At 44.1% G+C, this 12,985-nt stretch carries 13 protein-coding genes; 6 read left to right on the top strand and 7 right to left on the bottom strand.

Annotation, left to right across the window (positions count from 1 at the left end; genetic code table 11):
* The 7 genes from phhA to pspA form a co-directional block, all read right to left on the bottom strand.
* Nucleotides 1-798, bottom strand: coding sequence for a phenylalanine 4-monooxygenase (phhA, locus tag AC5FX4_RS07665; protein WP_493605846.1), 798 nt, complete (start codon nucleotides 796-798; stop codon nucleotides 1-3).
* Nucleotides 799-1,015: 217 nt separating this feature from the next.
* Complete coding sequence (megL, locus tag AC5FX4_RS07660; protein ID WP_493605845.1) at nucleotides 1,016-2,194, bottom strand: methionine gamma-lyase; 1,179 nt, start codon at nucleotides 2,192-2,194, stop codon at nucleotides 1,016-1,018.
* A gap of 140 nt (nucleotides 2,195-2,334) precedes the next feature.
* Nucleotides 2,335-3,369, bottom strand: a complete 1,035-nt coding sequence (locus AC5FX4_RS07655; RefSeq protein WP_493605844.1) for a TIGR01620 family protein — start codon at nucleotides 3,367-3,369, stop codon at nucleotides 2,335-2,337.
* On the bottom strand, nucleotides 3,366-4,772 hold the full coding sequence (locus tag AC5FX4_RS07650) for a YcjX family GTP-binding protein (protein ID WP_493605843.1): 1,407 nt from the start codon (nucleotides 4,770-4,772) through the stop codon (nucleotides 3,366-3,368). The genes AC5FX4_RS07655 and AC5FX4_RS07650 overlap by 4 nt, the downstream gene beginning before the upstream one ends.
* 84 nt (nucleotides 4,773-4,856) lie before the next feature.
* Complete coding sequence (pspC, locus tag AC5FX4_RS07645; protein ID WP_493605842.1) at nucleotides 4,857-5,258, bottom strand: envelope stress response membrane protein PspC; 402 nt, start codon at nucleotides 5,256-5,258, stop codon at nucleotides 4,857-4,859.
* Nucleotides 5,255-5,488: an envelope stress response membrane protein PspB gene (gene pspB, locus AC5FX4_RS07640; RefSeq protein WP_493607790.1), complete on the bottom strand. Its 234-nt coding sequence runs from the start codon at nucleotides 5,486-5,488 to the stop codon at nucleotides 5,255-5,257. The genes pspC and pspB overlap by 4 nt, the downstream gene beginning before the upstream one ends.
* A 73-nt stretch (nucleotides 5,489-5,561) precedes the next feature.
* A complete protein-coding gene (pspA, locus tag AC5FX4_RS07635) occupies nucleotides 5,562-6,224 on the bottom strand; it encodes a phage shock protein PspA (RefSeq protein WP_493605841.1) in 663 nt (220 codons plus the stop codon).
* Between the two features lie 187 nt (nucleotides 6,225-6,411).
* Here pspA and pspF point away from each other — a divergent pair, with 187 nt between their 5' ends.
* From pspF to AC5FX4_RS07605, 6 genes are read left to right on the top strand one after another with little or no spacing between them, the layout of a single operon-like run.
* Nucleotides 6,412-7,494, top strand: a complete 1,083-nt coding sequence (gene pspF, locus AC5FX4_RS07630) for a phage shock protein operon transcriptional activator (protein ID WP_493605840.1) — start codon at nucleotides 6,412-6,414, stop codon at nucleotides 7,492-7,494.
* 2 nt (nucleotides 7,495-7,496) lie between these two features.
* On the top strand, nucleotides 7,497-9,101 hold the full coding sequence (locus AC5FX4_RS07625; RefSeq protein WP_493605839.1) for an ABC transporter substrate-binding protein: 1,605 nt from the start codon (nucleotides 7,497-7,499) through the stop codon (nucleotides 9,099-9,101).
* Nucleotides 9,101-10,135 carry an ABC transporter permease gene (locus AC5FX4_RS07620; RefSeq protein ID WP_493605838.1) on the top strand — a complete coding sequence of 345 codons (1,035 nt, stop codon included), beginning with the start codon at nucleotides 9,101-9,103 and terminating at the stop codon, nucleotides 10,133-10,135. The genes AC5FX4_RS07625 and AC5FX4_RS07620 overlap by 1 nt, the downstream gene beginning before the upstream one ends.
* Nucleotides 10,122-11,015, top strand: a complete 894-nt coding sequence (locus AC5FX4_RS07615) for an ABC transporter permease subunit (protein WP_493605837.1) — start codon at nucleotides 10,122-10,124, stop codon at nucleotides 11,013-11,015. The genes AC5FX4_RS07620 and AC5FX4_RS07615 overlap by 14 nt, the downstream gene beginning before the upstream one ends.
* A complete protein-coding gene (locus AC5FX4_RS07610) occupies nucleotides 11,015-12,022 on the top strand; it encodes a peptide ABC transporter ATP-binding protein (protein WP_493605836.1) in 1,008 nt (335 codons plus the stop codon). The genes AC5FX4_RS07615 and AC5FX4_RS07610 overlap by 1 nt, the downstream gene beginning before the upstream one ends.
* The gene (locus tag AC5FX4_RS07605) at nucleotides 12,007-12,768 is read left to right on the top strand and encodes an ATP-binding cassette domain-containing protein (RefSeq protein WP_493605835.1); all 762 of its coding nucleotides are present in this window, start codon (nucleotides 12,007-12,009) and stop codon (nucleotides 12,766-12,768) included. Before AC5FX4_RS07610 ends, AC5FX4_RS07605 begins: the two co-directional genes overlap by 16 nt.
* Nucleotides 12,769-12,985 lie beyond the last annotated feature (217 nt).

Here is a 12,985-nt window from a genome sequence, read left to right as displayed (position 1 = left end):
TTAACTTGCTAATTTTTCTTTAGGGGGAAATTTTGGCTCAAACAAGCCTAACTCTTTTGCTTTTTCAACCAACGACATGATATCCATTTGTGAAATATCGAACAAATCATGGATTGAGTTTATGGTGTAGTACACGGGTTGCATAATATCAATGCGATATGGCGTGCGTAGTACATCCTGCACTTCTAACGGTGAGATCTCTGGTTTATCTGAGTAAACATACTGAGTTTCGCCTGGGCTTGATAGAATACCACCGCCGTAAATACGTAATCCGTCTTTGGTTTGCATCAAGCCAAACTCAACGGTAAACCAATATAAGCGCGCAAGATATACGCGGTCTTTTTTCGCAGCAGCATAACCAAGCTGACCATATTTGTGCGTAAACTCAGCAAAGTCAGGGTTTGTGAGCATCGCACAGTGACCAAAGATCTCATGGAAGATATCTGGTTCTTGTAAGTAATCAAACTCTTCACGCGAACGAATAAATGTCGCCACAGGAAACTGCTTGTTCGCTAATAAGCGGAAAAACTCATCAAAATCAATCAATGCAGGCACAGGCGCAACCTGCCAGCCTGTTTCTTTGCCGAGCGCTTCGTTTAACTCGTGCAATTGTGGAATTCGGTCATGGGGAAGATTAATTTTTTTTAGGCCTTCCATATACTCATCACAGGCTTTGCCTTCAATGCATTTGAGCTGACGAGCCACGAGCTCTGACCATATTTGGTTCTCTTCATCACTCCAAGCAATGATGCCATTTGCATCTGGCTGCTTTGAAGTATATTTGCTTGATTTAGCCATTTTAACCTTCTTATTACATCAGTCGACCTAACAAGATCGCACTTCAACTTGTGATCTAGATACTATGTAAAAGTAAGGAAAAGTTTAATAGCAAGCCCAAACAACACCATTGACACACTATGTCAACTCGTAATCTTATATTTACAAATTTGGAGCAAAAACAAAACACCCACCATATAGGCGGGTACGAAGTGCCGAGTGTAACCTTTTCGTTACACTAAAAGGCAGAAAAAGCGTTTTTCAGGTCATCTATGATGTCATCGGCATCCTCAAGGCCCACTGAAATACGGATCAAGCCATCCGATATACCCGCAGCTTGTCGCTCTTCTGGCGTATATGGTGAGTGGGTCATTGATGCAGGATGTTGAATTAACGTTTCTGGGTCACCTAAACTCACAGCAAGGGTACAAAGCTCGGTGGCATTAATGAATGCTTCACCATCTTTCAAGCTGCCAGCAATTTCAAACGCAATCACTCCTCCGGCGCCTTTCATTTGTTCACCGAGAAATTGATAGCCTGGGTGAGACGGCAAACCAGGATAAAACACTTGGCTCACTTTTGGATGACTCTCTAAAAATTCTGCGACTTTTTGCGCACTTTCACAGTGACGCGCCATACGTACTGATAGCGTTTTCAAACCACGATTGATCAACCAGGCATCATGTGGGCTTATCGTTGCACCGATGTCTTTTAAAACGGTGAGTTTTATCAACTCAATGTGTTCTTTACTACCACACACAATACCAGCAACGACATCGCCATGGCCATTTAAGTATTTAGTCGCGCTGTGGATCACAATATCAATGCCAAAGTGCTTTGGTTTTTGTAACAGTGGCGTCATGAAGGTATTGTCGATAACACTCAACAAATTATGCTGCTGCGCGAAAGCACCTAACATCTTTAAATCTAAGACCGTCATATTTGGATTGATGGGCGTTTCCGCAAACAGCATTTTACTGTTTGGCTTAACAGCCGCTTTCAGCTCATCTTCATTGGTCATATCAACAAATGTGACTTCTATACCAAACTTTGGCAGCATGTGCGCAAACAATGCAAAGCTACAGCCATATAACGCACTCGAAGCAATCAGGTGATCGCCTTGCTGCAAAAAGCTCAATACGGATGCCGAGACGGCACCCATACCGGTCGCCGTCGCGGCTGCATCTTCCATTTGCTCAAGCTGTGCCACTTTTTGCTCTAGCTCGCGAGTTGTAGGGTTACCTAAGCGCGTATAAATGTAACCGGCTTCTTCACCTGCAAAGCGCGCCGCCCCCTGAGCTGCGTCTTTAAACTGAAATGTCGAGGTTTGGTATAATGGGGCCGTTAATGCACCGTGTGGATCATTGAAATGCTCAGGGCCGTGAATACATTGCGTGTTGTCATGGTACTTCTTCATAAATTAACCTGTTAACTTATTATTCTTAAATTGATTTATCTAATAAATAAGTCAGCAGGAACAATTTAACAAGCAAGCCAGACGCTAAGACGGCTACCTTAGCAAACTCATACTAAGGTAGGTGTACATAATAGTTGTCACTACTCTTTTGGTTGTTTCACATGCACACGAGTTAGCAAGGTACTAAATACTTGCTCTACCGTTGATTTGAGCAAACTAGGTTGATGCTGGAGTTGTGGCAATGGACGACACAAAGCCATTGTTTTATAACCCAACCGAGCGGTAAACACCCCCGCACTGAGGCCTTGCCCAGCACGCGCTGATAACTTACCTAGCAACTCTGCGCCTAAGCTGGTTGCCGCCAAATCTGAGACAAGCTCTGCAGCCCCCGCAAACACCATTTGCCTCAGCAACATTTTGTACAACGAGATACGGCTTTGATAACCCAGTTTAATGCCATAATGTTTGCTGATGGCTTCAATTAAATGTACGCCACGCCACAAAACAGCCAACATATCTAACAGTGCCATTGGGCTCATTGCCACCAGCATGGCACTGGTTGTGGCATGTTGATTTATGATTTTTTTCGCTTGATTGTCCTGATTTTCAAGTAAAGTCGACTCATATAATTGCAACACTTCTTTGTCGGTGTGATGCGGTTTGATACTGGCTTTAAACGCAGTGACTTGTTGCTTTGGATGACTCACCAGTAAAGGCTTGAGCCACGATTGCGCTTCACCGATTTGCGTGCTGTTTAGCAGTCTTTCACCGTCTTGACGATGGTGTTCATGGCGTTTTAACTGTCTTAATGCCTTGGCTTCTTTGACAAAAAATACGCCCAAACTCGCTATCGCCAAACCCAAAACGGTGCTGTAAAGTCCCGCTAAGAGCCAAGAGTTTTGCAGTGCATCAATAATGCTATAAACCGTTTCTACCAATATCAAAATCACAAAACTGAAAAAGAACAGCTTGGTTAAGCTCCAGCCACCTTTTCGCTTGAAGACACTGTCAAGCTCAACGTTATCCGCTGTTTCAACAACTGACAAATCCATCTGTTCTTCGATAATGTCGCCTTCTAAGCGTTTACCATTTGGCTGATCAAACATCTCTTGTTTTGGCTGTTCATCATCGGTTTTAATGCGTCGGCCCGGCTGCAACTGATTCTGTTCGCTCACGCTAACTTGTCTCCTATCAAAAACTGCAAAGCATGATCCAACCGGACATGTTCTAAGTTACCTTTTTGTGCCTGAGCGGGGTTAAATGACAAAAACTCAAAGCCTTGTTTTGGCCAATTTGCTGCATTCAGGACATGATTTGGTGGCTGTGGTGGCAAATAGGTTGTCCACGTATCCTCACCTAATACCTTGCCATAGATACAGTTAAGCACACTGCCCCCTTCACTGACTTGTTTGGCGTGGGTGCTTTGTACTGACGAAATAGCCATCGTATCAACCTCCACCCCCGCAAATCTTAGATCGTTGTTTGCATGACCTAACATATCATTGAGCAACAACGCCATATTCGCTTGATGATCGGCGCTAACATGATCACATTTATTAGCCGCAAACAATACCTTATCTATTTTTGGCCAAAATAAGCGCTTTAAAAATCCAGACTTGCCATAGTTAAACACTTGCATCACATGCTCTATCGCTTCTCGCTGTGCTTGCAAAGTTTGTGGACCATCATTCAATGCGCTGAGCACATCAACGAGTACAAGCTGCCTATCAAATTGACAAAAGTGCTGCTTATAAAACGGTTGTACAACTTGCTGTTGGTACGCTTCAAAGCGAGATTTTAGCTGCAGGTACTGACTGTGCTCCCCACCTTGCTTCTCCTGTTCAACCGGGAAAAACTGAATAATCGGCGCGCCTTCAAGATCTCCGGGGATCAGCATTCTACCTGGCTGTAACTGAGCCAATTTTGTTTTGTGTTTTAAAGTAACTAACAGCTTTTGATAACTGTGTGCCAACGCATTTAATGCACTCTCATCAACGTCATCTTCGGGATTAAATTGCGCAAGCTGCTCCAAAAACTCATTGCTATATACCCGATAGGCATCGTGTTTCAGTAAAGTAAGTGTTTGCTTACTCCATGCCTGAAAATCCTGTGACAACATGGGTAAATCGACTAGCCACTCACCGGGGTAATCAATTAATTCTAAATACAAAGTGCTAGTTGGCGACAAGTGCTGCTTGATCCCATGGTCCGTTTTGAACTTAATTGCCAAGGTCAGGGTATTGATGCGCTGCGTAGATGCGGGCCACTGGGGATCCGCATCAAGTAAACAGTCTACGGCTTTCGTGTATTCAAAGGTTGGAATATCTAACGCACTTTGTGGCACCTGTTTAGCCGCAATGAGCCGCCCTTCTCGTACCACATCAAAAAAAGGTAAATTTTCACGGTTGGCCTGAGTCGTTAAATGCTTAACCAGTGCAGTGATAAATGCCGTTTTACCACTGCCGCTAAAACCAGTAACAGCCAGCTTAACATGTTTGTCTAAGGTGCGATTGAGCGCTTTTTGAGTGTTAACTTTGAGTGTACTGAGGGCTTTTTGCGTGAGAAACTTTGCTTTCATTTTTATTCTGAGTCCCTCTAGAAATAAGTGAAGCGCTGTGGCGTTAAGACGCCACAATTGCTTATAAAATATGGAGGATTTGTATTACAGCTTATTGATTTCTCGACTCACTGTAAATTCAGCCGATGTGACATACGTTTCCATACTTTGGATGCGATCATCCAAGCGTGTCAATCTGTCTTTTAAATCAAATAATGCACGTCTTGGTGGCTCACCTTTTTGCCATACTTTAAATTTCACCGAAATCGGATCTTCTTCAACCGTCGTATTTGTGTGCGCTGCAGACACCGGCTTTGTGTCTAATATGAACCAGCAAGCGATGTAAGCGACGATAAATAAAGGGCCACCAGATAAAAGCACAGCGGTGATAACCAGTATTCTTACAAGCCAAAGTTCCATATTAAAGTAGTCACTTAGACCTGCACATACCCCCGCTATTTTACCCCGTTTGGGATCTCGATATAGCTCTCGCTTTACGCTGCTCATACTTTACGTCTCCATTCAGGCGCCTCTTGGTCCAACAAACGCTCTAACGTTTCGACTCTTTCAGCCATCTTCTCAGCTTTACTTGCAAGCTCTAAAAGCTGACGGTGTTCATGTTCGCTCAAACCTTGGCTTACCTGTTTTTTGCTACGATAGTGCAAAACTAACCATAAAGGCGCAACAACAATCATAAATATAATGAAAGGCGCAACTAAAAACTCTAAGTCCATAATCTTGTACTCCAAACAGTGGGCAAATGCGGTTCATTGGCATCTACAGGTCAAGTGCTGTAGATGCCACTTAAGTTCACTTATCTTTTGCTAACTTCTTCTTAAGTTCAGCTAGCTCATCATCGATTTTTTCGTTCTTTTGCAGGTCTGCAATTTCATCTGCAAGAGACTTCTTACCCAAATCGTAAGATTCTATCTGAGATTCTAGACCATCAATTTTGCTTTCGTAGCGCTCAAAGCGATTCAACGCGTCTTCAACTTTTGAGCTATCCAGCGCCTTTTTCACTTCCAAACGAGACTCTGCTGAACGCTGACGTAACACAATCGCTTTTTGTCTTGCTTTTGCATCTGCTAGTTTTTCTTGCAGTGTCGCCACTTCTTGTTGCAGCTTTTCAATGTGCGTTTCTACATGCTCAAGCTCAGATTTCACACTTTGCACTGCATCTGCTGACTTTTGCTTCTCAAGCAATGCCGCTCTGGCTAAATCTTCACGCTCTTTGCTCAGTGCTAACTCGGCTTTTTCTTGCCATTCTTGTGTTTGCGCATTGAGCTGCTCAACACGACGCGTTAACTCTTTCTTTTCAGCCAATGTTTTTGCTGATGTAGAACGCACCTCTACCAATGTATCTTCCATTTCTTGGATAATAAGGCGAACCATTTTTTCTGGGTCTTCCGCTTTATCTAAAATGGCATTGATATTAGAATTTACGATATCTGCGAAACGAGAAAAAATTCCCATAATCTTTACCTCTTTTGGTTTATAAATTTAAATAGCTGACAATACTGTAATCAAATTGCTTGCCAACTTTTAAAAACACATAAAACCATTAAAATTCATAAAGTTAACCAAATACAAAAATCCCTTTAGTTCAACCCATTTTTGAAATACACTAACAGTTAGCAAAAATAACTAAGAGTTAGGCAATATGAGCCAATTCCGCCAACAGGATAATTTACTGGGTCAATCTGATAGCTTTTTAGCCGTGTTAGACCAAGTCTCTCAGCTCGCGCCATTAGAAAAACCCGTCCTCATCATTGGCGAGCGAGGAACCGGTAAAGAGCTTATCGCTGCGCGCTTACATTATCTGTCAGAACGATGGGAACAAAACTATATTAAGCTAAATTGCGCAGCACTCAACGAAAACTTATTGGAGAGCGAGCTATTTGGTCACGAAAGTGGCGCATTTACCGGTGCCAGCAAACGTCATGAAGGTCGCTTTGAGCGAGCCAATGGCGGCACTTTATTTTTAGATGAATTAGCCAATACCTCCGCAATGGTGCAAGAAAAGCTGCTTCGCGTCATTGAGTATGGTGAATTTGAACGTGTCGGTGGTAAAAGCACAGTTAAAGTAGATACAAGACTCGTATGTGCAACCAATGAAGACTTACCCTCTCTGGCTGACAATGGTGAGTTTCGCCATGATTTACTCGACCGCTTGGCATTTGACGTGATCACACTGCCGCCGCTTAGATCAAGACAAGAAGACATCATGCTGCTTGCTGAACAATTTGCGATTAACATGGCGCGTGACTTAGATTGGTCATTATTTAGCGGTTTTACCCGTAAAGCCACCGACAAGTTGCTTGAATACGATTGGCCCGGCAATATTCGAGAACTTAAAAATGTGATTGAGCGAAGCTTGTACCGCCACGGGAGTGAAAGTTTGCCCGTGCACAATATTGTTTTAGACCCTTTTGAAAGTCCGCATCGACCAACGCAGCGCGTCAAAGCCCAAGTTCATAGTGCGCCAAAAGTTGTTGCAACACCTGTTGCATCTGATAACAACGACAAAGCTGAAACCATTGAGAGTCGTGCAACAATTCAGTTTCCATGCGACTTAAAAACTCTTTCTAACGAATTTGAGATCGATTTATTACAAAAAGCACTAGAACATAGCCAATTTAATCAAAAGAAAACTGCACAAATTCTTGGTTTGACGTATCATCAGCTACGTGGATATTTGAAAAAATACAATCTATTAGACTCGGGTCAAAAACAAGAGGCATAGGTGTGCGTAATTTGCTGTTGGGTGCGTATTGCATCTACTTGCTAGGCTGTGTAGATGCTAGCCAACAAACCATCAAGAAAACACAAGGGTTGGTGTATTGTGCTGAGGCAAACCCTGTCTCATTCAATCCACAAGTGACGACAACTGGGTCAACGATTGATATTATTGCCAGCCAATTGTACGACACCTTACTGAGCATCGATCCCGAAACAGCAGAGTTTCAGCCAGAGATAGCCGAACGTTGGGAAGTCAGCGACAATGGCAAAGCGGTAACTTTCTATCTGAGAAAAGACGTACAGTTTCATCATACCGATTATTTTGCGCCCACTCGCTACCTTAACGCCGACGACGTGGTGTTTTCATTTAGCCGCTTATTTGATGTGTACAACCCATATCACTTCGTGGGCGATGCAAATTATCCTTACTTTCAGAGTGTTGGACTCGATCAACTGATAAGACAAATTGTTAAAGTAGATGATTACACAGTTCGATTTGAATTATTCAACGCGGAGAGTAGCTTTCTATCTAACCTAGCAACTGACTTTGCGGTGATCTTATCTAAAGAATATGCAGATCATCTTGCCACGTTAGAACAAAAGCCGCTATTTGATATGTACCCTGTTGGCACTGGGCCTTTCAAATATAAAGATTTTTTACGTGATAACCTCATTCGTTACCATCGCAATGACCATTATTGGAAGCATAAAGTCCCCATGCAGCAGCTGGTGTTTGATATAACCACCAATGGCACTAGCCGCATTGCAAAAATGTTAACTAAAGAATGTGATATCACCGCGCACCCAAGCGCAACTCAACTCAGTGTACTGAATGAACGTGAAGACATTCGCGTTGATAAGGCGCCCAATCTCAACATTGGCTATTGGGCTTTCAATACTGAAAGACCCCCCTTTGATAATCCACTTGTTCGTAAAGCGCTGGCCCATTCCGTCGATTTTGAAAAAATCATGCAAGCAGTTTTTTATGGCAATGGTATTCAAGCACGCTCACATTTACCGCCGTCTTCGTGGGCATATCAAGCACAGCCGAATATGCCAACTTACAACCCTGATTATGCAAAACAGCTACTCACTGAAGCGGGTTTTGAAAAAGGCTTTAGCATGACTTTGTGGGCTATGCCCGTGTCACGCATATACAATCCCAATGCTCGGAAAATGGCAGAGCTAATCCAAAGCGATCTCAAGGAGATTGGCATCACGGCGCAAATTGTTGAATATGAGTGGAATACTTTTTTAGAGCGCGTAGGACAACACGAACACGATAGTGTGCTGCTGGGCTGGGCAGCGGATACACCCGATCCTGACAACTTTTTTAGTCCATTACTCAGCTGCACAGCCACGTTTAGTGGTAAAAACCCAGCCAACTGGTGCGATCCTGAATTCGATTTATTGCTGACGCAAGCCCTAGACACAACCGATGTTGAACAGCGCAAAGTGTATTACCAACAAGCACAAGCAATGATCATGGAAAAATTGCCACTTATCCCGATCGCACACGGCATGCGTTATCAGGCAACAAGTACCGATCTTACCGATATCTCATTACGCCCGTTTGGCGGGATTTCTTTGGGTAGAGCGAGGCGCCAATAATGCTATTTGAGTACCTTCTTCGACGCTTTAGCTTACTGCTGTTTATGGTTTTCACTTTAACCGTTTTTACCTTTTCACTTAGTTATCTGTTTCCTGGCGAATTGATTAGTAACGTCAGTGGTATTTTGCATCCAACTTATGAGCAAAACCAAGTACTCACACTAAAATACCACTTAGACGATGGCATTATTATTCAATACGCCGCATTTTTGAACCGAATATTACACGGTGATTGGGGACTCTCGCTATCATCGGGTCAACCTGTGTTTGAACATGTTGCTACGCTATTTCCAGCCACGCTCGAATTATGTGTGTATGCGCTAGCCGTTGCTATCATGTTCGGGATTCCGGGTGGGATCATCGCCTCCGCATACCACAAAAAATGGCCTGAAAAGTTTATTAATGCCATGAGTTTGCTTGGCTTTTCGGTACCAATATTTTGGCTCGCTCTGTTGTTGATTATGGTATTTTGCTTGGGTCTGGGCCTATTTCCTATGTCGGGACGTATTGGCCTACTCTATGAAGTTGAGCCTATCAGCAATTTCATTTTATTGGATATCGTTTTACAGGGCTTCCCTTATCAAGGCTTAGCCTTTGTCGATGCATTGCATCACTTAGCCATTCCAACCGTTGTACTGGCCATGTACCCAACAACTGTGTTGATCCGCTTTACCCGAGATTCCATGCTCGATGTAATGGAGCAAAACTACATCAAAACCGCGCGAGCCAAAGGACTCAATCGGCGTCAATTGGTCATGCACCACGCACTGCGCAATGCTTTACTGCCGGTGATCAAGCAAATAGGTTTGCAGTTTAGTACGTTGATCACGCTCGCCATGGTGACTGAGGTTATTTTTTCTTGGCCGGGTGTGGGCCGCTGGTTAATTGATAGTATTTATCAAAGAGACTACCCAGCGATTCAAGGTGGGCTACTTGCCATCTCTATGTTTGTAATTTTGGCGAATATGTTGGCTGAATTCAGCCATACCCTATTTGACCCATTATCGAGAAATCAGGCCCATGGCAAAGTTTAATTTATTCAGTGAAGAGTCAAACCGCTCTCCGTTATCTCGATTATGGCGTAAGTTTAAATCTAATCACCCTGCTTTAGTTGGGTTATGGGTGTTTGTTGCGCTGACTTTGCTTGCTATCACCGCACCTTTCATCGCACCTTATGGCATCAATCAGCAACATGGTGATGCACTATTGCTGCCCCCTTCATGGCATGAATTGGGGGATGTGCGCTTTATTCTTGGTACCGATGATTTAGGGCGCGACGTACTATCTCGGCTTATGAATGGTGCAACTTACACCTTTGGCTTATCTATCATCGCTGCTTTAGTCACCACCTTAATTGGTGTGATACTTGGCACTTTTGCAGGGATAAGTCGGGGCGTACGCTCTAGTATGCTTAACCATGTTTTAGATATCACCCTTTCGATACCCTCGTTATTATTGGCGATCATTATTATTGCGGTGCTAGGGCCCGGGCTTTTAAATACCGTATGGGCGATTATTTTCGCACTCCTCCCTCAGCATGTGCATTCAGTGCGTAATCTCGTGGTAGAAGAGCTAAGCAAAGACCACATCACGGCATTTCGTTTAGATGGCGCATCACACTGGCAAATATTAACGCGGGGTGTATTGCCCAATATTTACGAGCATATTGTGGTTATTTTTACCATGGCACTGTCTACCGCAATACTGGATATCGCCGCGCTGGGCTTTCTAAAGCTGGGTGCACAACCCCCAACGACCGAATGGGGGGCTATTTTGGCTGAGAACCTAAGCTTAATCTATCTTGCTCCTTGGACAGTTGGTTTGCCTGGGGTGTTACTGTTCATTGCCGTGTTATCAACCAACTTAGTGGGTGATGGTTTACGTCAAGTTCTAAAAGGGCGAAAGGTGGACTAATGCAGTTACTTGATATTCGAAACTTAACCATAGAGCTGCGCACCGAAGATGGCGTGATCAGAGCGGTGGACAAAATTAACTTGAGCCTCAAAGAAGGCGAAGTGCATGCATTGGTCGGCGAATCTGGTTCAGGTAAAAGTTTGATAGCAAAAGCGATTGTTGGAGTGTTAAATCAACGTTGGACGGTAACCGCAGATCGAATGCATTGGCAAGGCGAAGACTTAATGCGCTTAAGTCCCGAGAAGCGCCGTAAAGTAGTCAGCCGTGATATTGCAATGATCTACCAAGAGCCAAGTCGAAGCCTCGATCCAACAGCCAAAATCTACGAACAAGTGGCAGAGTCTCTGCCCGATAATTGTTTCAAAAAAGGCTTTTTCTCCCGTAACCTTGAGCGTAAAGAGAAAGTAAAAGCCCTGCTACACAAGGTAGGTATTCGCGATGATAAAAAGGTCGCCAGCAGCTACCCACACGAACTCTCTGAAGGTGTATGCCAAAAAGTGATGATCGCCATGGCCATTGCGCGTAGCCCTAAGCTACTCATCGCTGATGAGCCAACCACCGCCCTTGAAAGTGTGGCGCGCGCCCAAGTATTCCGCTTGCTGAAAAGTTTTAACCAACTGAAAAACATGTCGGTACTGATGATCTCGCATGAATTAGAAGAGATCACTGATTGGTCTCACGCCATGCATGTGCTGTATTGCGGCCAGATGGTTGAAGCAGGGCCGACAGACAAAGTATTTCACTCACCTAGGCACCCTTATACCCAAGCTTTGGTGAAAAGCTTGCCGGATTACGCACAAGGGCTTGCTCACAAAGAACCATTTTATGCCCTAAAAGGCACTATTCCACCATTACAGCATTTGCCCATAGGTTGCAGGCTTGGCCCTCGTTGCCCGCAAGCACAAAAACAATGTGTTGTAACACCACCACAAAGCCGTGTGCATGGCCACAGTTATGCCTGCCATTTCCCACTCGTTAAGGAGCCAACGAAATGCAACCGCTCTTAAAAGTACAAGCACTCAGCAAATCATTTTGTACCCGTGCAGGCGTGTTTAAACGTAAACATGCGCAAGTACTGCGTGATATTTCCTTTGCGGTGGGCCATGGTGAAACCTTAGCTATCATTGGTGAAACGGGCTCAGGAAAAAGCACCTTGGCAAGAGTATTGGCTGGTGCTGATCATGGAGATAAAGGACAAATTTTATTGGATGGGGATACCATTGAAGACGACGGACTTCGACAAACCCAATGCCGTCATATTCGTTTGATATTTCAAGACCCAACTCGCTCGCTCAACCCAGGTTTAACCATTGGTGATATGCTCGATGACTGCTTAAGTCTTAATACTGAATTAACGCCGCCACAGCGCAATAAAAAAATCAAACATACACTGGTTCGCGTTGGTCTGTTGGCAGAACATTATGACTATTACCCCCATATGTTCAGTGGTGGGCAGTTACAACGTGTTGCGCTGGCACGCGCTTTAATACTCGACCCTAAAGTGGTCGTACTCGATGAAGCTTTATCATCACTCGACCCGTCCGTTCGTGCGCAAACGGTGAACTTACTCTTAGAATTACAACGCGAGTCCAGTCTCAGCTATATTTTGATCACCCACCACCTGAGCCTTGTAAAACATATGTCGGACCAACTGCTGGTACTAAACAAAGGTAAAGTAGCGGAATATGGTGATACGCGCAGTATTTTTGCGTCGCCCAAATCGCGTGTCATGCAAAGACTTTTGAACGTGTAAGTTACAAACGAGCAGCTGTAGTGGCCAATGTCTTTGACCACTACAGCCACTCATGGTTAAACGGTGAGAATAGATTAAAAGCCTGCTCATATTTGCCAGAGACTGGATTCTGTTCAAGGGGCGTAAAGATAGATAGTAGGTGTCACATTGATGACCGCTGCTGCGACTTTAAACGCCTGAACTCTTTGCGCCTCGTCCATGTATTGCTTGTGGCCAA

Source organism: Pseudoalteromonas sp. ATL1, from assembly GCF_058933015.1.
The sequence above is the reverse complement of the archived record's forward strand: the minus strand, read 5'-3'. Positions and strand labels throughout refer to the sequence as shown.

Coding starts and splice junctions, on each gene's coding strand:
- phhA (WP_493605846.1), bottom strand. CDS start 798: ATGGCTAAATCAAGCAAATATACTTCAAAGCAGCCAGATGCAAATGGC.
- megL (WP_493605845.1), bottom strand. CDS start 2,194: ATGAAGAAGTACCATGACAACACGCAATGTATTCACGGCCCTGAGCAT.
- AC5FX4_RS07650 (WP_493605843.1), bottom strand. CDS start 4,772: ATGAAAGCAAAGTTTCTCACGCAAAAAGCCCTCAGTACACTCAAAGTT.
- pspC (WP_493605842.1), bottom strand. CDS start 5,258: ATGAGCAGCGTAAAGCGAGAGCTATATCGAGATCCCAAACGGGGTAAA.
- pspA (WP_493605841.1), bottom strand. CDS start 6,224: ATGGGAATTTTTTCTCGTTTCGCAGATATCGTAAATTCTAATATCAAT.
- pspF (WP_493605840.1), top strand. CDS start 6,412: ATGAGCCAATTCCGCCAACAGGATAATTTACTGGGTCAATCTGATAGC.
- AC5FX4_RS07620 (WP_493605838.1), top strand. CDS start 9,101: ATGCTATTTGAGTACCTTCTTCGACGCTTTAGCTTACTGCTGTTTATG.
- AC5FX4_RS07615 (WP_493605837.1), top strand. CDS start 10,122: ATGGCAAAGTTTAATTTATTCAGTGAAGAGTCAAACCGCTCTCCGTTA.
- AC5FX4_RS07610 (WP_493605836.1), top strand. CDS start 11,015: ATGCAGTTACTTGATATTCGAAACTTAACCATAGAGCTGCGCACCGAA.
- AC5FX4_RS07605 (WP_493605835.1), top strand. CDS start 12,007: ATGCAACCGCTCTTAAAAGTACAAGCACTCAGCAAATCATTTTGTACC.